At 64.0% G+C, this 24,842-nt stretch carries 28 protein-coding genes, 1 tRNA gene and 2 pseudogenes; 12 read left to right on the top strand and 19 right to left on the bottom strand.

Features of this window, described 5'->3' with window-relative positions; genetic code table 11:
- From C7W88_RS03835 to C7W88_RS03825, 3 genes and pseudogenes are all read right to left on the bottom strand, one after another.
- Positions 1-1,284, bottom strand: coding sequence for a DUF4350 domain-containing protein (locus C7W88_RS03835; protein WP_118072553.1), 1,284 nt, complete (start codon positions 1,282-1,284; stop codon positions 1-3).
- On the bottom strand, positions 1,281-1,946 hold the full coding sequence (locus tag C7W88_RS03830; protein ID WP_118072552.1) for a DUF4129 domain-containing protein: 666 nt from the start codon (positions 1,944-1,946) through the stop codon (positions 1,281-1,283). Before C7W88_RS03830 ends, C7W88_RS03835 begins: the two co-directional genes overlap by 4 nt.
- Before the next feature lie 63 nt (positions 1,947-2,009).
- A pseudogene (locus C7W88_RS03825) lies at positions 2,010-2,902 on the bottom strand (prephenate dehydratase).
- Between the two features lie 156 nt (positions 2,903-3,058).
- Here C7W88_RS03825 and C7W88_RS24620 point away from each other — a divergent pair.
- The gene (locus C7W88_RS24620) at positions 3,059-3,961 is read left to right on the top strand and encodes a cytochrome c family protein (RefSeq protein ID WP_118072551.1); all 903 of its coding nucleotides are present in this window, start codon (positions 3,059-3,061) and stop codon (positions 3,959-3,961) included.
- Between the two features lie 120 nt (positions 3,962-4,081).
- Positions 4,082-4,441 (top strand): hypothetical protein, encoded by a 360-nt coding sequence (locus C7W88_RS03815; RefSeq protein ID WP_205525245.1) that lies wholly within the window; start codon positions 4,082-4,084, stop codon positions 4,439-4,441.
- A 3-nt stretch (positions 4,442-4,444) separates the two neighbouring features.
- Here C7W88_RS03815 and C7W88_RS03810 read toward each other — a convergent pair whose 3' ends face one another.
- From C7W88_RS03810 to C7W88_RS03800, 3 genes are all read right to left on the bottom strand, one after another.
- Positions 4,445-4,885, bottom strand: a complete 441-nt coding sequence (locus C7W88_RS03810) for a surface-adhesin E family protein (protein ID WP_118072550.1) — start codon at positions 4,883-4,885, stop codon at positions 4,445-4,447.
- A 99-nt stretch (positions 4,886-4,984) separates the two neighbouring features.
- Positions 4,985-5,674, bottom strand: a complete 690-nt coding sequence (locus C7W88_RS03805; protein WP_118072549.1) for an RlmE family RNA methyltransferase — start codon at positions 5,672-5,674, stop codon at positions 4,985-4,987.
- On the bottom strand, positions 5,671-6,966 hold the full coding sequence (locus C7W88_RS03800) for a Ppx/GppA phosphatase family protein (protein WP_118072548.1): 1,296 nt from the start codon (positions 6,964-6,966) through the stop codon (positions 5,671-5,673). The genes C7W88_RS03805 and C7W88_RS03800 overlap by 4 nt, the downstream gene beginning before the upstream one ends.
- 159 nt (positions 6,967-7,125) lie before the next feature.
- Between C7W88_RS03800 and C7W88_RS03795 the strand changes: the two genes are divergently transcribed.
- A tRNA-Gln gene (locus C7W88_RS03795) sits at positions 7,126-7,199 on the top strand.
- 344 nt (positions 7,200-7,543) lie between these two features.
- On the opposite strand, the gene C7W88_RS03790 is transcribed toward C7W88_RS03795, so the two are convergent.
- Complete coding sequence (locus tag C7W88_RS03790) at positions 7,544-8,206, bottom strand: transcriptional regulator (RefSeq protein ID WP_118072547.1); 663 nt, start codon at positions 8,204-8,206, stop codon at positions 7,544-7,546.
- Positions 8,207-8,343: 137 nt separating this feature from the next.
- On the opposite strand from C7W88_RS03790, the gene C7W88_RS03785 reads away from it, so the two are divergent.
- From C7W88_RS03785 to C7W88_RS03775, 3 genes are all read left to right on the top strand, one after another.
- Positions 8,344-8,880 (top strand): hypothetical protein, encoded by a 537-nt coding sequence (locus C7W88_RS03785; protein ID WP_162895888.1) that lies wholly within the window; start codon positions 8,344-8,346, stop codon positions 8,878-8,880.
- A gap of 120 nt (positions 8,881-9,000) precedes the next feature.
- A complete protein-coding gene (locus tag C7W88_RS03780) occupies positions 9,001-9,879 on the top strand; it encodes an LOG family protein (RefSeq protein ID WP_118072545.1) in 879 nt (292 codons plus the stop codon).
- A gap of 4 nt (positions 9,880-9,883) precedes the next feature.
- The gene (locus C7W88_RS03775; RefSeq protein WP_118072544.1) at positions 9,884-10,399 is read left to right on the top strand and encodes a GNAT family N-acetyltransferase; all 516 of its coding nucleotides are present in this window, start codon (positions 9,884-9,886) and stop codon (positions 10,397-10,399) included.
- On the opposite strand, the gene thiD is transcribed toward C7W88_RS03775, so the two are convergent.
- The 3 genes from thiD to glmM are packed head-to-tail and all read right to left on the bottom strand — an operon-like array spanning position 10,384 to position 12,688.
- Positions 10,384-11,130: a bifunctional hydroxymethylpyrimidine kinase/phosphomethylpyrimidine kinase gene (gene thiD / locus C7W88_RS03770; protein ID WP_118072543.1), complete on the bottom strand. Its 747-nt coding sequence runs from the start codon at positions 11,128-11,130 to the stop codon at positions 10,384-10,386. The genes C7W88_RS03775 and thiD overlap by 16 nt on opposite strands.
- Entirely contained in the window at positions 11,127-11,351 is a 225-nt protein-coding gene (locus C7W88_RS03765; protein WP_118072542.1) for a DUF1272 domain-containing protein, read from the bottom strand. Before C7W88_RS03765 ends, thiD begins: the two co-directional genes overlap by 4 nt.
- Complete coding sequence (glmM, locus tag C7W88_RS03760) at positions 11,351-12,688, bottom strand: phosphoglucosamine mutase (protein ID WP_118072541.1); 1,338 nt, start codon at positions 12,686-12,688, stop codon at positions 11,351-11,353. Before glmM ends, C7W88_RS03765 begins: the two co-directional genes overlap by 1 nt.
- Before the next feature lie 86 nt (positions 12,689-12,774).
- On the opposite strand from glmM, the gene C7W88_RS03755 reads away from it, so the two are divergent.
- Positions 12,775-14,061: a dicarboxylate/amino acid:cation symporter gene (locus C7W88_RS03755; RefSeq protein WP_118072540.1), complete on the top strand. Its 1,287-nt coding sequence runs from the start codon at positions 12,775-12,777 to the stop codon at positions 14,059-14,061.
- A 78-nt stretch (positions 14,062-14,139) separates the two neighbouring features.
- Complete coding sequence (locus C7W88_RS03750) at positions 14,140-14,790, top strand: superoxide dismutase (protein ID WP_118072539.1); 651 nt, start codon at positions 14,140-14,142, stop codon at positions 14,788-14,790.
- On the opposite strand, the pseudogene C7W88_RS03745 reads toward C7W88_RS03750, so the two are convergent.
- From C7W88_RS03745 to C7W88_RS23440, 4 genes and pseudogenes are all read right to left on the bottom strand, one after another.
- Positions 14,778-15,943 (bottom strand): annotated as a pseudogene (locus C7W88_RS03745) (AI-2E family transporter). The gene C7W88_RS03750 and the pseudogene C7W88_RS03745 sit on opposite strands and share 13 nt — an antisense overlap.
- A 144-nt stretch (positions 15,944-16,087) precedes the next feature.
- Positions 16,088-16,723, bottom strand: a complete 636-nt coding sequence (locus tag C7W88_RS03740; RefSeq protein WP_118072538.1) for a sigma-70 family RNA polymerase sigma factor — start codon at positions 16,721-16,723, stop codon at positions 16,088-16,090.
- Positions 16,716-17,009, bottom strand: coding sequence for a NepR family anti-sigma factor (locus C7W88_RS23445; RefSeq protein ID WP_240344807.1), 294 nt, complete (start codon positions 17,007-17,009; stop codon positions 16,716-16,718). Before C7W88_RS23445 ends, C7W88_RS03740 begins: the two co-directional genes overlap by 8 nt.
- Positions 17,010-17,354, bottom strand: a complete 345-nt coding sequence (locus C7W88_RS23440; protein WP_240344806.1) for a hypothetical protein — start codon at positions 17,352-17,354, stop codon at positions 17,010-17,012. It abuts the gene before it with no gap.
- Here C7W88_RS23440 and C7W88_RS03735 point away from each other — a divergent pair.
- Positions 17,346-18,437, top strand: coding sequence for a CHASE domain-containing protein (locus C7W88_RS03735; RefSeq protein ID WP_240344805.1), 1,092 nt, complete (start codon positions 17,346-17,348; stop codon positions 18,435-18,437). The two genes, C7W88_RS23440 and C7W88_RS03735, sit on opposite strands and share 9 nt — an antisense overlap.
- Positions 18,425-18,850, top strand: a complete 426-nt coding sequence (locus C7W88_RS23435) for a sensor histidine kinase (RefSeq protein ID WP_240344804.1) — start codon at positions 18,425-18,427, stop codon at positions 18,848-18,850. Before C7W88_RS03735 ends, C7W88_RS23435 begins: the two co-directional genes overlap by 13 nt.
- 37 nt (positions 18,851-18,887) lie before the next feature.
- Here the strand turns inward: C7W88_RS23435 and C7W88_RS03730 are convergent, their stop codons facing one another.
- Together C7W88_RS03730 and C7W88_RS03725 are read right to left on the bottom strand one after the other, a co-directional pair.
- The gene (locus tag C7W88_RS03730; RefSeq protein WP_118072537.1) at positions 18,888-19,682 is read right to left on the bottom strand and encodes a response regulator; all 795 of its coding nucleotides are present in this window, start codon (positions 19,680-19,682) and stop codon (positions 18,888-18,890) included.
- Between the two features lie 85 nt (positions 19,683-19,767).
- On the bottom strand, positions 19,768-20,169 hold the full coding sequence (locus C7W88_RS03725; RefSeq protein WP_118072536.1) for a response regulator: 402 nt from the start codon (positions 20,167-20,169) through the stop codon (positions 19,768-19,770).
- Between the two features lie 169 nt (positions 20,170-20,338).
- Here C7W88_RS03725 and C7W88_RS03720 point away from each other — a divergent pair, with 169 nt between their 5' ends.
- Positions 20,339-21,076, top strand: a complete 738-nt coding sequence (locus C7W88_RS03720; protein WP_240344900.1) for a Crp/Fnr family transcriptional regulator — start codon at positions 20,339-20,341, stop codon at positions 21,074-21,076.
- Between the two features lie 249 nt (positions 21,077-21,325).
- Here C7W88_RS03720 and C7W88_RS03715 read toward each other — a convergent pair whose 3' ends face one another.
- Together C7W88_RS03715 and C7W88_RS03710 are read right to left on the bottom strand one after the other, a co-directional pair.
- Positions 21,326-21,733, bottom strand: coding sequence for a response regulator (locus C7W88_RS03715; RefSeq protein ID WP_162895885.1), 408 nt, complete (start codon positions 21,731-21,733; stop codon positions 21,326-21,328).
- Between the two features lie 143 nt (positions 21,734-21,876).
- Complete coding sequence (locus tag C7W88_RS03710) at positions 21,877-23,037, bottom strand: N-acetyltransferase (protein WP_118072533.1); 1,161 nt, start codon at positions 23,035-23,037, stop codon at positions 21,877-21,879.
- A gap of 165 nt (positions 23,038-23,202) precedes the next feature.
- Between C7W88_RS03710 and C7W88_RS03705 the strand changes: the two genes are divergently transcribed.
- A complete protein-coding gene (locus C7W88_RS03705; protein ID WP_118072532.1) occupies positions 23,203-24,306 on the top strand; it encodes a fatty acid desaturase in 1,104 nt (367 codons plus the stop codon).
- Positions 24,307-24,325: 19 nt separating this feature from the next.
- Here the strand turns inward: C7W88_RS03705 and C7W88_RS03700 are convergent, their stop codons facing one another.
- Entirely contained in the window at positions 24,326-24,835 is a 510-nt protein-coding gene (locus C7W88_RS03700) for a rhodanese family protein (protein ID WP_118074557.1), read from the bottom strand.
- Between the last annotated feature and the right edge of the window lie 7 nt (positions 24,836-24,842).

The following is a 24,842-nucleotide window of genomic DNA, read 5'->3' as shown; positions in this document are numbered from 1 at the left end:
TCACTTGAGGTGCCTTTCTATCTGCTGCAGCACTTGGGCGCGCTTTGTCAGCTCATGGGGCTTGCGGGCATCGCGCAAGTGGCGCGCCGCTTGGGAAAAGGGCGGTCCGGCCACGGCGCGGCGGACTTGCGCGGCGTCGATCAGGCGTTCGGTTTCGTCCGGTGCAAGGCCCTTGGGTAGGCCCAGCGCCAGCGCAATGCGTTCGCGCGCGGCATCGGCATAAGGCGCAGCGGCAAGGTGGACGCGGCCGGCGCGGCGAATCAGTCCCGCGGCGTTGGCGACGAGGGCAGCCTTGCCAAACGCGATTTCCTGCGCCTGCGCCAATGCAGGGCCAAAGCGGTTGAACGCACGCCAGGCAATCGCCAGCGCGGCGAGGAACAGGCAGATCGTGGCGGCAAGGAACGGCGGCTCGAACGCGAGGGTGAGGAGGTTGCGGCTGGCTCCAAAGCCGTTGAAGGTCATGTCGAAGACGAAGGGCTGGCTGCGATTGTCCGCCGTTGCCAGCACGAGATCGCGGGCAAGCATGGCGGTGTTGCGATCGGCAAGACCCCAGTTGTCGAGCAGGTCGGGTTCGAACACGAGGACGACGGGATAAAGATCCTCGTCCTCGCCGCCGTAATCGGGATCTACTCCCGCCAGAGTGTTGAGCGCGGGATAGTAACCGTCGTCGTCAAGAAACGCGGCGAGGGTCTTGCCGCTGCCTGTGGTGAGGATGGGCACGAGGCCCTTGCCGGAACCGGTTTCGATCTGGCGATCATCAGGGAACTTGCCGCGGCGGTTGCCGAGCTTCCAGCCGCCTGCGGGCGGTGCTTCGTCGTCGCCGATCTCGACCGTGACGTTGTCGGCAAAGCCCTTCCATAAGGGCGCCTGCGTGCCGACCATCTGCACCCAGCCGCGCTTGGCGGCCTTGGCGTCGACACCCGTGGCCAGCCACTTCGGCGTGACGACGATGGTCGGCCCCCAATAGCGGTGGGCATCGACGATTCTGGCGATCTCCTTGCCATCAGCGTCGGCTGGCGGGGTGAGGATCAGCAGGCCTGGTGTGTTTTCAAGCGCGCGTTTGTTCCGCTGCCGCTGGACGTCCAGGCCTTCGGCTTCGAGCATCCGCGCAAGGCCGGCATAACCGTTAAGGCCATGTCCGCCGACATGCGCGCCGCCGTTGTTGCTATTGCCGCCGGTGCCGTTGCCGAGGAACCAGAGCAGCGCGACGAAGGCGAGCGCACCGACCAGCAGCATGCCGATCAGAGTGCCGCGCGAGAACGGCGATGGTGCGGCGTTGCTCATTGGCCGGCGGCCGTCAGTGGCGCGATGGCGAAGCGTGAATAAGCCTCGCGCGCCGCACGCCATTCATCCGCCCCCAAGGGGCGCAAGGCATAGCGCGCGCGCTCGACCAGGCTGGCGATGGTGCCGAATGCGGTGCGGGCCTCGCCGGGGAGGCCCGCGATCGTGCCGATCTCGCGCGCGGTGCTGGACGGGGCCAGCCAATCGGGCCGGGCCCGGGCGATCTGGCCGATGCTGCGCTTGAGCAGGAGATGCGCGGCCTCGCCATAGAGGCCTTGCGCGGCGAGGCGGTCTGCGTCCTCAAGCAGGGCAAGCGCCTCTTCACGCTGCGGCGCCCATTCAGGCTCGGCCACTTCATGGCGGGTGCCACGTTCCCGCCACAGTGGCCAGAGCAGGCTCCAGGCGATCCACAGCACGCCGAGGCCTGCGCCCACGAGCAACAGCATCTCGATCACGCTCCAGCTGCTGCCGAGCAGGCGCCCGAGCGGCGAGAGCAGCCATTCGAGAAATCGGCCAAGCGCCTTGAGCCAGTCCGGGGTTATCGGTGCCGGGTCGGGCGGGACGGGGGCAAACTGGAGGTCCGACGATTCGCGGATCGAGCGCCACGCAGCCTCGGCTGCGGCCGCATCATTTGCTGGTACTGTTGCCGCCGCAGGTGCCGTCACCCGCGCAACCTTGCACGTGGCAGGCGGCGGGGCAAGGGCAAGTCATCGGCCTTTTGAATACTCTTACTGGCCGCGAATGCGTTCCATTGGGTAAGTCCCAAGTATTCGCAGGTTCTTGGCAAAGAAATCGAGCTCCTCGAGCGCGAGATCAACCGGGCGTTCACCCGGAGCGCCGACGATATCGGCATAGAATTCGGTGGCGGCAAAGCTCGCGCCGCGCTGGTAGCTTTCCAGCTTGGTCATGTTGACGCCGTTCGTCGCAAAGCCGCCCAGCGCCTTGTATAGCGCAGCCGGGATATTGCGCACTTCGAACACGAACGTGGTCATCGCCGGGCCGGAGATGGTGGCCGGATCGCGCGGGGTCTTCGACAGGATCACGAAGCGGGTGGTGTTGTCGTGCGCGTCCTCGACGTTGTCCTCGATGACTTTGAGGCCATAGAGTTCGGCGGCGATGCGCGGAGCAAGCGCGGCCACGGTCGGATCGCCGAGTTCGGCGATGTAGGCGGCGGCGCCGGCCGTATCTGCATAGCTCATCGGCACGATTCCGCGATCGCGCAGATAGAACCGCGACTGGCCGAGCGCCTGCGGGTGGCTGTAGGCAGCCGTGAACGGCCCATCGCCCAGCGCCATCAGGCTCGCATGGATATCGAGGAAGTGTTCACCGACGATCGAAAGCCCGCTTTCTGGCAGCAGGAAGTGGATGTCTGCTACGCGCCCATGCTGCGAGTTCTCGATCGGGATGATCGCGTGGGCCGCGCGATCTTCCTTGACCGCGTCGAGCGCGTCTTCGAACGAGAAGCACGGCAGCGGCAGGCAATCTGGCAGGGCTTCGAGAGCGGCGCGGTGGGAGTTGGCGCCGGGCGCCCCTGGAACGAAACGGCGCGCGCGGGATCGGCGGCTGCGGCGGCAGCCATGTTCTCGACAAGGGCGAGCGCGGGGGCGGGATAGCTCTGCATTGTGCTGCGCGCGTTAAGCCGGTCTGTTCTTTCGGGCAAGGGAGATCGATTTTGCGGCGCAAACCATCTTGCGCTGCTGCATGGCGCTGACTAGAGGGACCCCGAACTCGCGCGGGTGTCGGCAAGGTGCTGACGTTGCGCCTATGGGGCTCGTAAATGGACGATCGTTTCAATACCATCGCCGGATGGACCTTGTTCGGGGGCATCGTGGCTCTGGGGCTCTCCAGCCTGTCGGCGCACTACTTCCTGGCCGACAAGGAGCACCGTCCGGAAGAGATGGGCTACGCGATCGAAGGCGTCGTCGAAGAAGGTGCCGAGGGTGGCGCTGCGGCTGAACTGCCGCTGGCGAATCTGCTCGCGGCTGGCGACGTTGCCAAGGGCGAAGCCGTTTTTGCCAAGTGCAAGGCCTGCCACACCGCCGAACAGGGCGGCGCCAATGGCATCGGCCCGAACCTCTATGGCATCGTCGGCAAACCGGTCGGCAAGCATGCCGCAGGCTTTGCCTATTCGGCTGATCTTGCTGCCAAGGGCGGCAACTGGGACTTCGCCACGCTTGATGCCTGGTTGAAGAACCCCAAGGCCTTTGCCGCCGGCACCAAGATGTCGTTTGCGGGTCTGCCCAAGGGCGAAGACCGCGCCAACGTGATTCTCTATCTCAACTCGCTCGGCTCGAACCTGCCGCTGCCTGCGCCTGAAGCCGTTCCGGCTGCTGGTGCTGCGCCTGCTGAAGGTGCGGCAGTTGCTCTGGTTGGCGACGCTGCCAAGGGCGAGGCGATCTTCGCCAAGTGCAAGGCATGCCACACCATCGATCAGGGCGGCGCCAACGGCATCGGTCCGAACCTGTTCGGCGTGCATGGCGAGGCCGTTGCCGGTGATCGCGGTGGTTATGCCTTCTCCGACGCGCTCAAGGGCAAGGGCGGCACCTGGGACGATGCCACGCTTGATGCCTGGCTGAAGAATCCCAAGGCTTTTGCGGCTGGCACGAAGATGACCTTTGCGGGCATCACGGATGATCAGCAGCGCGCAGACGTGATCGCCTACCTGAAGTCAAAGAAGTAAGCTTCGCTTTCAGGCGAAATTCGAAAGGGCGTCCGGAACTGTCCGGGCGCCCTTTTGCTGTCTTTGGTACCTATTGCCTTCGCGCAAGGGCGGCGCAGAGTTGCGCTTTGGGAGGACCCGATGCGCCTGCTTGCTGCGTTACCGCTTCTGCTTGTCATGACTCAGGCCGGTGCGGTGGAACCGCCCGCCGCAATACAGGGCAACTGGACCGTTGATCTGTCGGCCAATCCGGACGAGCCTTACACCAAACCGATGGTGCTGCAGTTGCAGGCCGATGGCACGGTCAAGGGCAGCTTCTACGAGAGCGAGATCCTCTCCGGACGCTGGAAGACCGACCGCGCGCGGACTTGCGTGAGCTTTCGCACCACCGATGGCGCGGGACCCTATCATACAGCAGCATGCCTGGTTGGCGATCACATCGAGGGCCAGACCTGGGCGGAGCACCGCAATTTCCTTTTCAACTGGAATGCGAAGCGCTGACGCTTATAGGCTGCAGGCCTCGGCCATGATTGCTGCGTTGAGCGTCTCGGGCTCGACCGGGGCGTATTGGTCGGCACTGTCGGCGGCAACGGCGTTGCGGGACAGTATTTCCCCGGACGTCGCATAGTCCGTTGCAGCGGCGATCAGCACGCGCCGCGCGGCGCAGTCATACCGAAACAGGATGATCTTGCGTCCGGTGGCCAGACCCGCGGCAGGGGAGAAGTCGAAACCTGCCCAGACCTGGCGGACGGCGAAGCTGCGACCGGCACTGGGCGGCAGTTCGCGTACTGATTCGGGCCGAACGAGCACTTCGGTGCGGTCCTCGGCCACGCCGATGACCTTCCAGTCGGCAGACCATCCTCTTGCTGCGATGTCTTCTGCCATTGCCCCGCCGGAGAAGCCGAGGAAGGCGAGAGGGAGCAGCAGGCTGCGGATGGAGGTCATCGGGTGGCTCCGGAGTGCTTCGGTTAAGGCGCTGATAACCATGCTTGCCGGGTGCGCCCAGCTAAGGGTTTGTCCTGAGTCCCGCGATGCGACAGCAGGCTAGTCGTCGGTTAACGTAGGCTCCCGCGCGCGGCCCTTGAAGCCTTGGGCGATGACGTACCACTCCGAGGAATCCTTGCGGCTCGATGGCGGCTTGGCGTGCTTCACGGTCGAGAAGTTCGTCTTGAGGATCTTGAGAAGTTCACCATCCGTGCCGCCGGCAAAGACCTTGGCTACGAACGCGCCGCCGGGCGCCAGTGTCTGGATGGCAAAGTCGACCGCCGTCTCGACCAGGCCCATCGTGCGCAAGTGGTCGGTCTGCTTGTGGCCGACGGTGTTGGCGGCCATGTCGGAGATGACAAGGTCGGGCGGGCCGTCAAGCGCATCCTGGAGGGCTTGCGGCGCCTCGTCGGCCATGAAGTCCATCTCGAAGATCGTGACGCCTTCGATCGGCTCGGTCGGGAGGAGATCAATCCCGACGACCTTGGCCGCCGGTGACTTCTTGCGCACGACCTGGCTCCACCCACCCGGAGCGATGCCGAGGTCGACAACGCGTTTCGAGCCCCTGAGAAGTCCGAACTTCTCATCGAGATCGATCAGCTTGAACGCGGCGCGGCTGCGCCAGCCTTCGGCCTTGGCCTGCTTCACGTATGGATCGTTCAACTGGCGCGACAGCCAGCGCACCGACGATGCTGATCGTCCCTTGGCGGTCTTGAGCCGCTCATTGGGGTTCTTTCCGGAACGACTCATGCTGCTTCCGTTCTTCTGGGTCCGCGCGGGTCGGCGCCTGTGGCCATAAGGCTGCGCAGGATGCCTTCGCGAATACCGCGATCTGCAATGCCAAGGCGCTCTGCCGGCCAGATGTCGAGGATTGATTCGAGGATTGCGCACCCGGCGACGACGAGGTCTGAGCGTTCGCGCCCGATACAGGGCACGGCAATGCGTTCGGACGGCGTCATGGTCGACAGACGGCGCGAGATGTCGCGCATCGAATCGGCCGGCACGATCAAGCCGTCGACCGCGCGGCGATCATATTGCGGCAGTTCGAGATGAAGCGATGCCAGCGTGGTCACGGTGCCGCTAGTGCCGAGCAGGCGGATGCTGCGTTCGCCCTGTGCCGCGTGCCGGATCGGCGTTACGCGCGCGGTGAAATCGGCAAAGCCTTCGTCCACACGGCGGCGCATCTCGGCATAGGCGACCGCGCGGGCGTGCGGATCGTCGGCGATTGCGCCGATGCTTTCGGTCAACGAGACGACGCCCCACGGGACGGACTGCCAATCGAGGATGCGGGGCACGGTTTCGCCGGTTTCGACCAGCACCATCTCGGTCGATCCTCCGCCGATGTCGAAGATCATCGCGGGGCCGTTGCCCTGTTCGAGCAGGATGTGGCAGCCCAGCACGGCGAGGCGCGCCTCTTCCTGCGCGGTGATGATGTTGAGGCGGATGCCGGTTTCGTTGCGGACGCGATCGATGAAGGCCTGGCCGTTACTGGCACGGCGGCAGGCTTCGGTGGCGACCGAGCGGGCGAGATGCACGTTGCGCTTGCGCAGCTTATCGGCGCAGACGTGCAGGGCGCCGAGCGCACGGTCCATGGCCTCGTCGGAAAGGCGTCCGGTCTGTGCAAGTCCCTCGCCAAGGCGAACCACGCGGCTGAAGGCGTCGATCACCACGAAATGCTCGCCCGAGGGCCGGGCGATCAGGAGGCGGCAGTTGTTCGTGCCAAGGTCGATCGCGGCATATGCCTGACGGTGATGGGGTAGCGGTTTCTGCCAGGTGCTTGCCCGCTCGAACGCAGGCGCTGCGGAAGGTTCCGCCACCACAGCCGGAGTTGCCGCGGCGATAGCCTCGTGTGTGCCGCCACCGCGTGTTGCGGGCGGACTGGTCTTGCCGGCCGACTTGGGTGGAGCGCCGCTCCCGGTCTTGCCGCGGGGCCGACGAGGCTTCTTCCTTTGCCCCTTCTTGCCGCCTGCCGTCTTGCCGTTGGCCGGCTGGCCGTCCGGTCGCGTGCCTTGCCCATTTGCCGGCGGAATTGAACCCGCCATGAATCGTATTCGCTTATGTTTTCCCGCGCCGCCTGATGCAGGCCGGGTACTTGGCCCCAATGCTAGCGATGTGCCGCCCCGGCTGCAAGACCGGCCCCAAAAATGCCCATCGAACCGCTTGACTTGGGCGCACTCGCCCCCTAGTTGCGCGCCTCACACTGCCCCGTCGTCTAATGGTAAGACTACGGATTCTGATTCCGTCTATCGAGGTTCGAATCCTCGCGGGGCATCCAACTCTTCAGATATTCTGCCTGCCACGAGCAGCCCCCAGGCACTCGCCAAGACGAAAACCTGCGCCTCGAGGACCGAGGTGATCCCCGAGCAGTCCTTGTCAGCCCCTGTTCGCCGAGCAGGCTGCCAATCCTGTCGACATCAAGCTGCATTCCTGAAACTCCCAGCTCAAGAGCGTGGAGCGAGCCTGCCAGCAGGATACCGCCAGACAGGAAGATAATGAGACCTGCCACCGCTCCCGCGCACAGGGCCGTGGCAAGCACGATACGTCGCGACTTGCCGGCAAGCGCAGCCCACGCGGCAAGACCTGCAGCAGAGCCGAGAATTGCGCCCTCAAACGGTCCGGTTACGTAAAGGTCGGATACGCCGGACAGCAACCCCACGCCTTCCCGGCCCAGAAGGTTGCCCAGTGCGCCAATCGCAAGGCCCCCAGTGCAGTGCCGGCCACGATCCACCAGTCGACATGCTGGCGCCAAACCAGCGTTGCAGCCATTCCAGCGCCGAGCCCTGCGCCGGCGAGAAGACCCAGAACGCCGATCATCGCCGACAGGATCAGCACCTGCCCGCCACCACCGATTCCCGCCACCATGCCGTAGAAAAGCCCCGCCGCCGCCCCTGCCGCGAGTCCTGACAGGGTGCAGGCAGCGGCAATACGCGAGGCCAAGGCCCGTGGTGCCCCGCTGGCTTGCCGCGGCAATGCACCAATAAAGCGGTAACCATGTTTCGGCACCGTCTGGATGAAGCGAGGTTTGGCCGCGTTGTCCCCCAATGCGCGGCGCAGGGTCCGGATACATTGCGTCAGCGCCTCGTCTGTCACCGGGATGCCCTGCCAGACTTCGTCCATGAAGCTGTCCTTGGTCACCAGTTCGCCGCGCCGCGCGACCAGCAGCGCCAGCGCATCGAAATAGCGGCTGCCAAGCTCGACCGGTGCGCCGTGTTGCCGCAGTTGCCGGTTCTCGCAGTCGAGCTCGAAGTCTCCGAAGCGCAAAATTTGTGCGTGTCTTCCCATTGCGTCCGGGTCTGCTGCGATCCCGGGGCATTGGCAAGCACCTGGCGCGATATCGGCAATTGCTCATCTTTTCCTCATGCCTTTCAGACCGCGCCAACGCATCAACCGCCCCGGCAAATGCATAAGGAGGCCCGATCATGACCAATGCCCGTACTATGAAGACTGCCATTGGCTGGCGGGTTGCCGGATGGGGCAGCCTCCTGGCACTGCTCCTGCTCCCCGCCTTGGCGATGCAGCTGACCCCGGAGGTGAACTGGACAGCCGGGGACTTCGTGTTCGCTGCGCTACTGCTCGGCTTCATCGGCACGGTATTCGAACTTGCGGCCCGATTCGCTCAGGCAGGCGCACAGCGCATCGGCTATATTCTTGCCGGCATTACAGCCTTCCTTACCGTCTGGTCGAACGCAGCCGTGGGCATCATTGGCGACGATGATGCCGTGAACGCGCTCTTTTTCCTCATGATTGTCATCGGGATAGTGCTGGCGGCGGCCTGCCGGTTCCAATCCCGCGCCATGCGCTGGATCGCGGTATCCTTGGCGGCGGGACAGTATGCCGCAGGTGTCGCCGCACTCCGCCTGATGCCCGGACACGCTGTCGAATGGGGCGTCCTGACGTTCTTTGCGTTGCTATGGCTTGCAGTCGCCTGGTGCCACCGTCGCGCTGAACCGGCCTAGGCGGCGTTGCAAGCTTGCGAATCCGCATCCCGCACCAGCGCGTTTTGACCTGTGAGGAGTAATCTTTCCTTGCGCGGTTCGGGGTTGCGCTTTCCGGCATGGTAACCGACCTATGTGCGCATGACTGAAGAAGAAAAGCAGCACGAGCTGACCAAGCGCAAGTTCTACAAGGCCGAGCAGGAAGCCGGTTTCGTCGAGAACCACCCCAAGACCACGCCGCAGCAGCAGGACCCGGCCTATCGGCTGGCCTTCCGCGATACCGACTTCCTGCTGCGCGAGGAGCTGCGGCCGGTGCGGTTCCAGCTGGAACTGCTCAAGACCGAGATGCTGCTGGATGAAGCCGACATCGGGTCGACTCTGGTGGTTTATGGCTCGGCGCGCATTCCATCGCCCGACATGGCCGACGCAGCGCTGGCAACGGCCACCACGCCCGAGCGCAAGGCCGTGATCGAGAGCCTTGTTGCCAAGGCCAAGTATTACGAGGAAGCGCGCAAGCTGGCTTTCACCGCCAGCAAGTGCGGGCTGGTGGAAGACGGCAAGCGGCAGTTCGTGATCTGCTCGGGCGGCGGGCCTTCGATCATGGAGGCAGCGAATCGCGGGGCGCAGGATGCTGGCGCGGAATCAATCGGCCTGAACATCGTCCTGCCGCACGAGCAGGCACCGAACAGCTATGTCACGCCCCACCTGTCGTTCCAGTTCCACTACTTCGCGCTGAGGAAGATGCATTTCCTGTTGCGCGCAAGGGCGGTGGCGGTGTTCCCCGGCGGGTTCGGCACCTTTGACGAGTTTTTCGAGCTGCTCACCCTGATCCAGACCGGCAAGATGAAGCCGATCCCGATCCTGCTGTTCGGTGGTGACTACTGGAACCGCGTGGTGAACTTCCGCGCGCTGGCAGAAGAGGGCGTGATCAACTTCGAGGACCTGGATCTGTTCATTCCGGTGGAGACGGCCGAGGAAGCGTGGGCGCATATCGTCAAGTTCTACGATCTGGACTGCTGACCCGATGATCCAGACCGCGCGGCTGCTGTTGCGACCCGTGCGCCCGCAGGAGGACCTTGCGGCGATGCACGGCATCATGCGTCAGCCGCGTGCCATGGCCTACTGGTCCACGCCGCCGCACGACAACGCGGCGGTGACGGCGGAATGGCTTGGCAACATGGCCGAAATTCCGCCGCTCGAAGGCGAGGACTTCATCGTCGAACATGAGGGCCGGGTGATCGGCAAGGCAGGGTTCTACCGCTTTCCCGACCTCGGCTACTTGTTCGACCCGGAAGTCTGGGGGCGGGGCTTCGCGCGCGAGGCGGTGGGCGCAGTGATCGCGCGCGGCTTTGCCGTCCATCACCTGCCGCGCATCCTTGCCGACGTCGATCCGCGCAACAAGGCTTCCATACGGCTGCTTGAACGGCTCGGTTTCGCCGAGACCCACCGCGCCACGCGGACGTGGCTGGTCGGCGAGGAGTGGTGCGACAGCGTCTACTTCGCGCTCACCCGCGAGGACTGGGATCAGCGCACCGCCTGATGGCCCAGCGGGCCGTGGCCCGCCCCGAAGCCGGGCGCGGCTAGCAAGGCGGCGCGGACGAACTCGCGCGCGTCCTCTACCGCTTCTTCAAGCGAGGCGCCGCTGGCGAGCAGCGTGGCAATGGCGCTCGACATCGTGCAGCCGGTGCCGTGGGTGTGGCGCGTTTCGATGCGGGGCGCGGTCCACACGCGCTCGGGCTGGCCGGGCATGACCAAGCGATCGATCACTTCGGGTCCCTCGGCGTCACCGCCCTTGGCGATATAGGCAATGCCCCGCGCCTGCATCGCGGCATCACCACCGAGTGCTGCGAGTTCGGGGACGTTGGGCGTGGTCAGCGTGGCAAGGGCCATCAGGCGCTCGAAAGCGGCGATCGTCGCGGCATCGGCCAGCGCCGCACCGCTGGTGGCAATCATCACCGGGTCGAACACGATGGGCACGGACAGGCTTTCGAGCCGGCCTGCTACCACGGCGGCGATCTCGGGCGAGCCGAGCATGCCGATCTTGACGGCATCGACGCCCAGATCGTTCACGCAGGCATCGATCTGCGCGGCGACCATGGCGGGATCGACGGGGACGACGGCTTGGACGCCGGTGGTATCCTGCGCGGTCAGCGCGCAGATGGCGGTCATCGCGTAGCCGCCAAGCATGGTGATCGTCTTGATATCGGCCTGAATGCCAGCACCTCCGCCGGAATCCGATCCGGCGATCGACAGGATGCGCGGCGGCTTCATCCCTTGAACTTGCGCTCCGTCGAGGGCGGGTGTTTGGCGTGGAGCGCCTTGGCCCGCGTCGGACGGTCCATCAGTTCGCCGCCGCAGTTGGGGCAGCGATCGTCAAGCTCCTCGGCGCATTGCGCGCACCACGTGCATTCGAACGAGCAGATGAAGGCGCCGGGCGCTTCGGCGGGAAGATCCGTGCCGCAGCGTTCGCAATCGGGGCGCATTTCCAGCATCAGGCAGCCTTCCTGACGGCATCGCAGATCTGGTCGACCACGGCTTCGACTTCGCCGGCGTCATCGCCTTCGGCCATGACCCGGATCACCGGTTCTGTGCCGGACGGGCGGATGACGAGGCGACCCTTGCCGAGCAGGCGGGCTTCGGCATCGGCGATCGCTTGTTGGACCGTCTTGTCATCCAACGGCTTGCCGCCGGCAAAGCGCACGTTCTTGAGCAATTGCGGGACCGGATCGAACTGGTGCAGCAGTTCGCTGGCAGGCCTGCCGCTTTCCACCAGCGCCGCCAGCACCTGCAGAGCGGCAACCGTGCCGTCACCGGTGGTGGCGTGGTCGGTCAGGATCATGTGGCCGGACTGTTCGCCGCCGACATTAAAGCCGCCCTCGCGCATGCGTTCAAGCACGTAGCGGTCTCCCACTGCGGTGCGTTCGAGCGTCAGGCCCTTGCCGCCGAGGCAGCGTTCGAGGCCGAGGTTGGACATGACGGTGGCGACGACGCCGCCACCGCGCAGCTCTCCGCGTGCGGCAAGCTGGGTGCCGATCAGCGCCATGATCTGGTCGCCGTCCACCGTCTGGCTCTTTTCGTCGACCACGATCAGGCGGTCGGCGTCGCCATCGAGGGCAATGCCGATGTCGGCGCGCACTTCGCGCACCTTGGCCTTGATCGCGTCGAGATGGGTGGAGCCGACGCCTGCATTGATGTTCTTGCCGTTGGGCTCGACACCCATGGCGATGACCTCGGCGCCGAGTTCCCACAACGCCGAGGGCGTGACGTGGTAGGCCGCGCCGTTGGCGCAATCGATCACGATGCGCAGGCCATCGAGGCGGACGTTGTCAGGCAGGCTGGCCTTGACCGCGTGAATGTAGCGGCCCCGTGCGTCCTCGATGCGGCGGGCACGGCCGACTTGCGTCGCGTCAGCCAGCGCCAGATCCTGCGTTAGCATGGCCTCGATCGCCAGTTCGGCGTCATCCGAAAGCTTGAAGCCGTCGGGCCCGAACAGCTTTATGCCATTGTCCTCGAACGGGTTGTGGCTGGCCGATATCATCACGCCGAGGTCAGCGCGCATGGAGCGGGTAAGCATGGCGACCGCGGGCGTCGGCATCGGGCCGAGCAGCACGACATCCATGCCCACCGAAGTGAACCCGGCGACCATCGCACTTTCCATCATGTAGCCGGAAAGGCGCGTGTCCTTGCCGATGACGACACGATGGCGGTGGTCGCCGCGCTGGAAGTATGTGCCGGCAGCCTGCCCGACCTTCATTGCGGTCGCGGCGGTCATCACTCCGGCGTTGGTCCGGCCCCGGATACCGTCGGTGCCGAAGAACTTGCGTGCCATGAAACGGCGTTTCCCTTTTTTTCGTGCGCCCGATCCCGGGCGGCATGCGTTGCCTTGCCGTGCAACCTAGCTAGAGTTGTCTCAAGATGACCTTACCGCCTTCTGAAAATTCGTCCATCACGCAACCGCCGATCCCGACGATCCGCGCCGGCTGGATCTTTGCCGCGCTTGTCGGCGGGCTTGTGCTGGGCCTTGCACTGGCTTTTCTCGACCCGGCACTACTCGATCCCGTGCTGGTCGTGGCGCAACCCGTTGGGGCGCTATGGCTCAACGCCTTGCGCGCGACGATCGTCCCGCTGGTGGTTTCGCTGCTGTTCACCGGCATTGCGCAGACGGTGGCGGCAGCCCGTGCGGGGGCGCTGGCACGACGGGCGTTGCTGTTCTTCTTCACGATCCTTGCAGGCGGCAGTGCCATGGCGGCACTGCTGATCCCGGCGATCCTTTCGGTGTTCCCGATGCCGACCGCCGCCGCCGCAGCTCTGCGGGCCAGCGTTGCGCAGATTCACGACAAGGCGACCGTGCCCGGCTTCGGCGCGTTCCTGCAATCGCTGGTGCCGACCAATGTGCTGCAATCGGCCGCCACCGACCAGATCCTGCCGGTCATCTTGTTTACCGCCGTATTCGGGCTAGCAGCCACGCGTCTCGCCGAAACGCAGCGCCGCTCGCTGGCCACTTTCTTCGAGGCTGTGGCCAACGCGATGCTGGTGGTGATCGGCTGGGTGCTGCTGGCGGCCCCCATCGGCGTGTTCTGCCTCAGCCTTTCGGTTGCAGCGCAAAGCGGGACTTCGGCCATCGGCGCGCTGGCGCACTACGTTCTGGTGGTGACGTCGGCCGGAACGGTGATCTTCCTTGCTGCATATGCCGTTGCCGTTTTCGGCGCGCGTCTGCGGCTGGGAGAGTTCGCGCGCGCTGTGCTACCGGCGCAGGCTCTGGCGTTGTCTACCCAGTCCTCTCTGGCAACGCTTCCCGCAATGCTGACAGTCTGCCGCAAGCTTGGCGTGCGGGATCAGACTTCGGATCTGGTGATGCCCTTGGCCGTGGCGCTGTTCCGCGCGACCGGGCCTGCTATGAACTTCGCCGTGGCGATCTACGTCGCGCACTGGTTCGGCATGCCGATCACGCCTTCGATGCTGGTTGCCGGCTTCGTGGTGGCGACGCTGACGACACTGGGCGCGGTCAGCCTGCCTGGCGCGATCAGCTTCGTGACCTCGATCGGTCCCATCTCCATCGCCATGGGCATACCGGTGGAGCCGCTTGCCATCCTCGTCGCCGTGGAAGTCCTGCCCGACCTCATGCGCACGCTGGGCAACGTGACCATGGACGTCGCAGTCACTGCTGCGGTCGACCGCGCCCACGGTGAACCTGAGCGTTAACTGCAACTGCTGTTTCAATAATTTCAACGGTCTTGAGACGGGACGACGTCGCAACCAACGACTACTTCGCGCGTTGGTCTGCGACGCAGATTTCCAAGCAAGGACGTTGACTATCATGGCGATTACACTTCCCCGCTTCCCTATGCCGACACTGCACTTGAGCCGAGCATCTCGGCAACCACGCTGCAGACCCACCACGGCAAGCACCACAAGGCCTACGTCGACAAGACCAACGCCGCGATCGAGGGCACGGACCTGGCGGACAAGAGCCTTGAGGGAATCGTCGCCGCTGCCGAGGCAAAGGGCGACAAGGGCCTGTTCAACAACGCCGCGCAGAGCTGGAATCATGCGTTCTACTGGAACAGCCTGACCCCGACATCTTCGGAGCCGACCGGCGATCTGGCGGCGGCGATCGAAGGCAGCTTCGGCTCGCTCGATCGGCTGCGCGAGGAACTCGGCGCACAGGGCGCGGCGCACTTCGCGTCAGGCTGGGTCTGGCTCGTGGCACGCGGCGACAAGCTGACGGTCGAGCAGACGCATGACGCAGCGACCTTTGCCACCGGCGATGCCAAGCCGCTGCTGGTGATCGACCTGTGGGAGCACGCCTACTACCTCGACCACAAGAACCTGCGCCCCGAGTACCTCAAGGCCGTGATCGAGAAGCACCTGAACTGGGAGTTTGCCGCCGAGAACCTCGGCCGCGACGGCACCTGGACCTATCCGGCCTGATCTGGCTGGTACTGATCCGCTTCAGCCTGCCCGTTCTCATCCATTCCGGAGAGGCGGGCAGGTTCGAAAAGAGCTTCGCCAAAAAGGAAGCCGACCAGGTTCGGCCTGCCGATATGATCGAGCAGCGCGGCGATGGTCAGCAGGATCGGGACCGAGAGCAGTGCGCCGAGCACGCCCCAGATCCACGAGAAGTAGCTGATCGACAGCAGGATGGCGACGGGATTGACCGTGAAGCGCGCGCCGAGGATTGACGGGGTCAGCACGTTCGATTCAATAGCGTGAAGCGCGAGGTAGGCAAGCACCGGGACCAGACCCACCGCCACGCTGCTTGCCGTGCCGAGCCCTACCAGAGCCAGCAACCCCATCATGACCAGCGGCCCGAGGTAGGGCAGGAAATTGAGCACGAAGGCAAGGCCGCCCCACATGACCGGCGCGGCGAGGCCAAAGCCCCATGCCCCAGCGCCACGACAGTGCCCACGCCGAAATTCACCTGCGCCACAGTGAGGATATAGCTCGCCACGCGCTCCTGCACGTCGCGCAGGACCCGTGCGAGGCGGACTGAGGCGTTGAAGGAATGGCGATCCAGCAGAATGCGCCGTTTCATGCGAATGCGCGATTCGATCATGAAGAAAGTCATAAGCAGGGTAAGCAGCGTCTCCAGGATGACGCTTGGCGTGGCAAAAGCCACCTGTTCGATGACTGAAGGGCTGGCCACCACCACTTCGCGCGTGGCCGAATGCCCGGTGATCCGGGCAAGCTGCCGGTTTACATCTGCGATCCATGAAAGGTTTCCGCGTAGTTCGGCAAACCGTCCGGCAACCTGCCGCGCCAGGGTCGGCACCTGATCCACCATCACGAAGGCGGGCTGCAGGATCAGGAGCAACGCCATCAATACGACAGCAACCAGCGCACAGATCGCGATGAAGGAGGCCAGCATGTTCGGCAGGCCGAGACGGGTCAGTCGGTCCGCCAGCGGGGACATTACGATCGTGAAGATCATCGCCGTCACCGGAGGCAGGAACACCACCGATCCGATCGAAAGCACGAACGGCAATGCGAGGAACAGTCCCAGCCCCAGCAAAAGCACGATCGCCGATTGCAGCCGCGCACGGCGGTCTGCAGGATCGTCGAGGTCCAGCGGACTTTCCAGCATGTCTGACGGTGGCTGATTCACGCAAATGGGCCTGACAGAGGTTTCAATGCTCCATCCACCGTTGTCAGGCGCTGATCAATAGCCTTGGCCGGTGTCGCGTGAATTTGCAGGAGAGTGTTGCTGCGGCAGCAGAGCAGCAGTTCGTCAGGACTGGCTGCCGGCGTGAACGGTTTGATCCAGCTCGGTCATGATGGCCGAGTGAGCCACGGCATCATCGGTGCTGCGGCGCGGGATCTGCCCGTTCTCGATCATTTGCGACAGTGCTGCGCGGGCGCGGCCAACGCGGCTCTTGATCGTACCAACGGCGCACCCGCAAATCTGCGCGGCTTCTTCGTAACTGAAGCCGCCCGCGCCCACCAGCAGCAGTGCCTCGCGCCGTTCTGGCGGAAGCGTGAGCAAGGCGCGGTGCATGTCCGAAAGATGCATCGGGCCTTCCTGTGCGGCGGGGGCCACAAGGATCCGCTCTGCCACGGTTTCGTCATAATCGGCGCGGAAGCGGTTCCGGCGCATGTCGGTGAGGTAAGCGTTGCGAAGGATCACGAAAGTCCACGCACGCATCGACGTACCCGGCTCGAACCGCTCCTGCGCGGCCCAGGCTTTGAGCAGCGTTTCCTGCACGAGATCGTCAGCCAGGTCAGGCCGGCCGCAAAGACCGCGAGCGAATGCGCGCAGGTGGGGGATAACGCCGGTGAGTTCACGCTTGAACGTCACGGGGTCGCTGGCGGGGCGAGGCGTCTTGTCGATGTCAGCACCGGCAGCCTTCGGATCAGCTTCAGCCATTGGATGGATCGTCCAGCTTGTTCAGCAGATCGGCAAAGGTATCTGGCAGGGGTTCATCGAGCACGGAATCGTAAAGGCGTTTGAGCCCATCCGCCCATTCAGGCGGGCGCGTTTTTCCGCCCTTGCGGCGCTGCTGACCCGGATTCATTGGTTGTTCTTTCGACATTCGCTCTGTCAACGCCTCCCCCTCCAGGGAAAAATCCAAAATGTGACCGCAACGGCGCGGCAGATGCGCATTTGTGAGTGCATCGCGCCCGTCCATTGAAATGCATTCATCAGAAAGCAATCAAGGTAAACGGCAAAGCGCAATACGAGGTTTTGATGAGGAACGATATTCGCTCCTGTCGGTTCCCGACCTGATGCTTGCGGCGATCATTTCGCTTTGCGGGCTGTTGAGTGTACCGGGGGAAGCGGGTTTTTCGGTGAAACCTGCAGTGGAAGGGAAAACGGGCGCGCGGTGGAGAAATTGCTTGCCCAGAAAAAGCTGACGCCCAGATGGTACGAGCGTTTCCCCCGCGCCGTACCCGTCGGCATTTTCGGCCTGACCATGGCGGTAACGGTCCTCAGCGTTGCCGCTATCGAAACCGCCGAGGATCGGCGCCAGACCGCTACCACGGCGCAATTGGCGCAATCCGTCGCCTCCGGGCTGGAGCGGCGGTCCAACGCCAATGCTGCCTATCTGCGTTCGAGTGCCGCGCTATTTGCAACACAGCAGATGGTCGAGGCGCCCTTGTTCCGCACCTTCATCCGCCAATTGCATCTTGATGGCCGATATGTTGGTTCTGATGGGATCGGCTGGTCAATGAAGGTCAGCCGGGCGGATATTCCGGCGGTAGAAGCAATCATGCGAAGCGGAGGGTGGCAGGATTTCGCGATCAGGCCCAAGCCAGACGCGGAACGCCCTTTCGTCGTCCCGGTGATGTTCTTGGAGCCCGACACCCAGCGCAATCGACGCGCGATTGGCTTTGACATGTTTTCCGAGGCCACGCGGCGTGCGGCGATGAAGTCAGCCGAGCGTACTGGTCAGCCGACCGCGTCGGGCGCGGTGGTGCTGCAGCAGGAAGGCAAAGAGGCGCGCCAGCAGGGTTTCCTCGTCTACATGCCGGTTTATACGCTCAACAGCGATCCAAATCAGCGCACGCTGCGGGGATACGTGTATTCTCCCTACAATGCCCAGCGTTTCCTCGAATCGTCCATCGACACAAACCACCTGGGCGGGGCTGGTGTGCGATTGTTCGATGAAGATGCATCGGGCAGAAGGCTCATGGCCGAGGTGGCGCCGGTTGGCGCATCAGGACGCATCATTCGTCAGGCACTCGACATAGCCGGGCATCGCTTCATTCTGGAGATCGAGGCACCGACAACGCCAATGCTTTCGATCATGTCGGTCATGTCGCTGCTGTTCGGCCTGCTTGTCGCTACTCTGCTTCTGGTCCTGGCCCGCCTGTTGACCCAGCAGGCCGTGGAAGACCGCATCGCTCTGGCGTGGTTCGAGCAGCAGTCTTCGATCCGCAACTCGTTGACGCGCGAGCTCAATCATCGCGTCAAGAATACACTGGCCAATGTGCTGTCGATCATCTCGCTGACGCGCCGCCGCGCCACGAGCCTGCCGGAATTCGCCGACAGCCTGGAAAAGCGCATCCGGGCGCTGTCCGCCACGCACGATCTGTTGACCCAGTCCGACTGGGGAACAACCCGGTCATGGCTGTCGTGAAGGCTGAACTCGCGCCCTATGCGCAAGACGTGCAGCGACATCTCGAAATTTCCGGTCCGGACGTGGAGCTCGCGCCGAACGATGCCTTGTCGCTGGGCCTTGCCATTCACGAACTGGCGACCAACGCGGCAAAGTACGGTGCGCTAAGCGTCGAGACGGGGCAAGTGTCGGTCACATGGGACATGGCCGGCGAAAACCTTGCGCGCATCGAATGGGTCGAGCGGGGAGGTCCTCAGATCGATACCACTGTCCGCCGCAAGCGCGGTTTCGGCACAGAATTGGTAGAAAAGATCGTCGCGCACGAATTGCGCAATCCGGTCGATCTGCAGTTCGAGGCCGAAGGTGTGCGCTGCAGCCTGCTTATTCCTGTCAGGCGGCGCGGCAACTTCGCCATACGACAAGGGCGCGGCTAACGCCGCGCCCTTAAGGCAATTCCCAGTTGGTAGCCCCTTAGAGCGGGCGACTCGAGCCGAAGAACAGCGCTTGGCTAATCGCGGTGCGCACCGTCTGTTCCTGGAATGGCTTGGTGATGAGGTAGGTCGGCTCCGGACGGTCGCCGGTAAGCAGACGCTCGGGGTAGGCGGTTATGAAGATGACCGGGACCGAACCGATGCGCAGGATGTCGTCCACGGCATCAAGCCCTGAACTGCCATCGGCCAGCTGGATGTCGGCCAGCACCAGTCCAGGCTGTTCGCGCTGGACAATCTCGACTGCCTGGGTCCGCGTTGCCGCCATGCCGCAGACATCGTGGCCGAGCGAGCGGACGAGATCCTCGAGCTGCATCGAGATGAGCGGTTCGTCTTCGATGATGAGCACCGACGTCGCCGATTCGCGGTCGATCTCGGCAACGGCATCCTGCACGAGCAGCTCTACGTCAGCCGGCTCGCGGCCCATGATGAAGGCCGCTTCCTCGATGCTGAAGTCTTCCAGCGTGGTCAACAGCAAGGCTTGGCGGTTGGCTGGAGTCATCGCCGCAAGCCGCTCCTGCGCGGCGGCTTCATGATCGCCGAGCATGCCGCTCGACCGGTCCACCGTGTCGACATAAGCCGTTGACCACACGCGGTTGAACGCATGATAGAGCTGCGGACGGCCTTCGCCGATCATCGCGCGCAGGGATTCGTCAGCAAGCGCCGCTTCCAGAGTTGCGCGCACGAACGAATCGCCCGCGCTCTGGCTTCCCGTCAATGCGCGAGCGTAGCGGCGCAGATAAGGGAGTTGATTGGCAACCTTGGCACCCAGAGTCATTCGTACCCCTTCCCGGATAGTAACGTGCGCTCAAACGCACCATAACGTCATCCGGTTCCCGATCGGGAACAAGAGGAAAATTACGTTATCCCGCCTGTGAGGCTGTTAGCTGCTGCAATGTGGTAACGACCCATTCCGCAAGAAGGTCCGGTGAAGTGGGCTTGCGGAACTGGATGGCAAATCCATGGCTGTCGGGCACCGATCCGGAATCCAGCCCGGAAGTGATGGCCACCGCACAGCCCGCTTCGTACAGGCGCGAAGCGAGATCGAGCGAGTTGCCGTCAGGAAGCTGCAGATCGAGCAGCGCCACTGCTGGCATGCCCTTGCCAACAAGGCTCGTTGCCGATTCGACAGTTGAGGCTACAGCGACCGTAAGCCCTCGTTCCATCAAGGAATCTTCAATAGCCATTGCGACCAGAAGGCTGTCTTCGACAACGAGGACAAGGTCTTGCCCGTGTCGCACGGCAGCGTCGTTTTTCGGTTCCATCCGGGAACCCTAGGGCACAACACGGGAACAAACCCTGTCTTTTGACATAGCAGTTCCGGCGAACAGGTGATGAAAGGCGTCGGGTATGGGCAGGGACGATGCAGACTACAGTGCCGGGCAGGACGCCGGCAGAGTGGTGCAGAATCAGAGTGGAGGAGGGGGCTACTTGGTGCTGAACGGAGGACAGCCATGTCTGGCTTGCCCACTGGCGAAATGTGAGGCGCTGCACCAGCCCCCGCCGGATGTCCGCAACTGGATTGCCGCGTTCCGCCATGGCGAAATGCGCTTCACCCGTGGCGAACAGGTCTTTGCGCAAGGAACGCGGCCGACATTCCTCTATACCGTGCTCTCCGGGGTTCTGATGCGGACCCGCTTGCTTGAGGACGGCCGACGCCAGATCATCAACTTCATGTTTCCGGGTGACTTCGTTGGCCTGCAGGCCGCACTCGATGCCGAGATGAGCCACACGGTCGAGGCGCTGACCAATGCCACCTTGTGCACATTCGTGCGCGAGAAGTTTTTCGATCTTGTTGCCCAGCAGCCCCGGCTGTCATTCGATCTGACCTGGCTTGCCGCCCACGAGGAGGCCGCGCTCGAGGAGCATCTGGTCTCGCTGGGCCAGCGCAATGCGCGGGAGCGGATGGCTGCACTGGCAGTGTTCCTGGTCCAGCGCGGCATCGATACTGGCATTGCACCCGGTGGCGTACTGGCGCTGACCGTCACCCAGGGACAGATTGCCGATATGCTCGGACTGTCGCTGGTTCACACCAACCGTACCCTGCAAACCTTGAGGCGCATGGGGCTGGTCGATTGGACCCTTTCGACCATCAGCGTTCCCGATATCGCCGCGGCAAAAGCCTACGCAAAGATCGATGGCAGCACATTTTCTTCGCGGCCTTACATCTAAGCCTTGATTCCAAAGGATAAAAATTTTTGCGAGAGCTTGGAACCGCCTTCCGGGATGCTCGTTTAGGGTATGTCACCGCCGAGACCCCCCTCCCGTCCAAGCGGCTGGTGATACGATCCCGAAAGGTCCCCGATGGAAACGTCGGGGACCTTTTTTTGGCTGATCGGCCCCGGCTGCGCTCCCCGCGCGGCTGGGGCTTTTGGTCTGGAGGGCTGTTGGAACAGCGGCAGTTGTGCCACTCGGTTGGCTCTACTGCCCGGACAGCGCCTGACGGAGACGCCCGAACAGGCCGGACGAGCGTTCCTTCTCGATCATCGCGATCAGGACGTCGGTGCAGAATGGCTTGGGCAGGACCTTGCCCAAACCTGCCGCAGTGGCAGGTATCGCCGCGGGCGTTGCGGTGGTGAACAGGATCAGCGGGGGGCTTTCGCCAAGCTGGGTCGCCAGTTCCGCAAGCGCCCAGCCATCATCCCGGTCCGCAAGATGCACGTCGAGCACCATGAGGGCCGGGATTGCTTTTTCGAGTTCGGCCATCGCCTCGGCGACGCTGGCGCAAGTTGTGACCGATCTGGCCCCGGCCTCGGCCAGGGCTTCGGCAATGTCCAGGGCAACCAGGCCATCGTCCTCGACGATCAGCGCGGGCCCCAGTGCACGCAAGGGTCTGCGACGACCTCGTGTCCCCTCTCCTTGCGCTGTCGTCCGCACTTTTGCTTGCACCCCTGAATGGCCTGTTTAGCAGAACGTCATGCTCTGGACGGCGTTCCGCCCGGTCGTCCTACGTGATGCGCTGACGGGCGCAATCAGGCCAGTGGCTTGTCGTAGATCACGTAAGTCTTGTTGACGTGGCTGTCGATTGCCTCGGCAATGGCGTTCATCCCTTGGTTGTCGTCTAGGATCCAGCCGATCTCCCCGCGCGACGCGCCATATTCCCGGACCGAGTTGAGGCGGATCGCCTCGATCATCATGAAAGCCAGCTGGCTGGCCAAGCGCGAGGCCTGCAGGCGCTTGCGCACGCCCATCAGCGGCACGCGCATCGTGCGCACGCGCGGCTTGCGCAGCCACAGCAGCAGCTTGGCCCAGTTGAACGGGAACAGCTTGCCACCCATCGGCTTGAGCACTTCGTTGAGATCGGGCAGCGTCATCATGAAGGCCACCGGCTCGCCCTCGTACTCGGCGATCATGATCAGGTCTTCGCGCACGATCGGCTTGAACTTCTTGCCGGCGTACTTGATCTCCGTGTCGGTGAAGGGGACAAAGCCCCAGTTGTCCGACCAGGCATCGTTGAGGATGTCGAGGATCAGCGCCGCTTCTGCATCGAACTTCGACTTGTCGACATTGCGGATGCGGATCTTGGCGTTCTTCTCGCCCGACTGGACGATCCGCTGGATCAGCGGCGGAAAGCCCTTGGTGATGTCGAGCTCATAGGTGTTGAGCGTCTTGGCCGGTTGATAGCCCAGGGCCTTGATATAATCGTCATAGCGCTGTGGCTGGTGGCCCATCATCACCGTCGGCGGATGGTCAAAGCCCATCGTCAACTGGCCCGGCTCTTCCCAGATCGACATTGACAAAGGCGCAAGCACGCGGGTCATGCCCTTTTCGCGCAGCCAGCCTTCAGCGCGGCCGATCAGTGCCTGTGCGACGGCTTGGTCCTCGGCTTCGAGGAGGCCCCAATTCCCGGTGCCCGGGCCCATGCCCTGCGCGGGATCCATGGCGATGGCCAGATGATCGATGTGGGCGGAGATGCGGCCCACCACCACATTTTCCCGGCGAGCGAGGAAAAGCTGCACGTCGGCATGTTCGAAGAACGGATTCTTGCCGGGCGTGATCAACTCCTCGGCTTCCATCCGCAGCGGCGGCACCCAGTTCGGATCATTGGCATTGAGGCGATATGCGAGGTCGACGAAGGCCTTTCGGTCAGCCTTGCCGGAAACCGGTGTGATGATTACTTCGCCTTGAGCCACGATCTTGCCTTTGTTTGCGGATATGGGGTCGTCGTCGATGGGACTGCGGTCCTGACCGGCGCATTGTCAAGCCGCAGGGCGCGGTGTGGGGACGCCCAGAGGCTATTGCTTGGTGCAAAAAGCCGGCCTTAGCCGGCAGATACGGGTCATACTGGAATTTGTGGCATGATTGCGACCGATACGCTTGAAACTCCCCGCGACGTGGCTGCTGCCGGTGTCGAAGCTCCGAAGCTTCCCCGCGGCCTTGCCGGAACGCCCGACGACAAGGAAATGCTCCGCTCCGCCGTCGAACTGACGCGCGACATCGCGACCGCGCGACCCGAAATCTACTGGCCCGACATGCTGGGGTCAGCCGCGCTTGGCTATGCCGCGCTGGCCGGCGCCATCCTGATCGGCAACCCGCTGGCTGCCGCGCTTTCCGGCGTGGTCGCTGCGCTGGCGCTCTACCGCGCGCTGCTGTTCATCCACGAACTCACCCACATCCACAAGAATGCACTGCCGGGCTTCCGCTTTGCGTGGAACCTGCTGGTCGGCATCCCGATGCTGACACCCTCGCTCATGTACGAAGGCGTCCACACGCTGCATCATGCGCGCACGCGCTATGGCACGGTCGAGGACCCTGAGTACTTGCCGCTCGCACTGATGAAGCCGTGGTCGCTGCCGCTGTTCGCGCTGGTTGCTCTGCTGTTGCCGATTGGCCTGCTGATCCGCTCGGCGATTCTGGTGCCGCTGGGCGCGGTTGTTCCGCCACTGCGTCGCCTGGTCTGGGAGCGTGCCTCGGCGCTATCGATCAACCCCGAATTTCGCCGCCGTCCCCCTGAAGGCGAATTCGCGCGGCAGGTGTTCTGGCAGGAGCTGGGTGCATCGGCCTGGGCGCTGTTCGTCTTGTGGTGGAGCGCCACGCACTCGTGGCGCCCGCTGCTGATCGGCATAGCGGTAATTTCCCTCACCGCGTTGCTCAACCAGATCCGTACGCTGGTCGCTCATCTGTGGGAGAACGAGGGCGAGGCGATGACCGTGACCGGCCAGTACCTCGATTCAGTCAACGTGCCGCCGCCCGCATGGCTGGCGCCGCTGTGGGCACCGGTCGGCCTGCGCTACCACGCGCTGCACCATTTGCTGCCCTCAATGCCCTATCACTCGCTGGCCGAAGCGCACCGCCGTATCGTGGCGCACCTCGGCACAGGCTCGACGTACGAGAAGGGCAACTACAACGGCCTGCTGCCGCTCATCGGCAGGCTGGCGCGCAGCACAATGATGCCGCGCTGATGGGAAGGGCCGCGCTGCCTCAGGCAGTGCGGCGGTTCCACGGCATCAGGGCAAGCAACTTGGCCATGCCGCACCAGCCGGTTGCCCCGGCCATGAACAGGCCCGCCCCGACGAAAGCAGAAAGCGCGACGAAGCCCTGCGCCACGGTGAGCGACAGCACCACGCCTGCAAGGATCAGCAGCCCGGCGATCATCTGGACCTGCCGCATGATCTCGAGCGGTGCCTTGGCGTCGGTCTTCACTGGCAGGCCCGCCGCACGCCAGCCGTCAATGCCACCTTCGAGAAGGTAGCCGGGACAGCCGGACGCGGCGGCGAGCCGTTCGGCATTGGCACCTGTGCGCATGCCTGAACGGCAATGCCAGATCACCGCGGGGTGGCCTGATACCGGTTCCAGAGCCGCAAGCGGCATGTTGGCCGCGCCAGGGATGCTCTGCCGGCGATGTTCGTCGGCGTCGCGGATGTCGATGAGCCGGGCGCCCTCGTCGAGCAGCGCCTTGGCTTGGGCAGGGGTGATGGTTGGAAGCGTCATGGCCTCC

The organism is Novosphingobium sp. THN1, from assembly GCF_003454795.1.
Classification (GTDB): domain Bacteria; phylum Pseudomonadota; class Alphaproteobacteria; order Sphingomonadales; family Sphingomonadaceae; genus Novosphingobium.
Note: the sequence above shows the minus strand (reverse complement) of the source record. Positions and strands in the feature narration are given on the sequence as shown.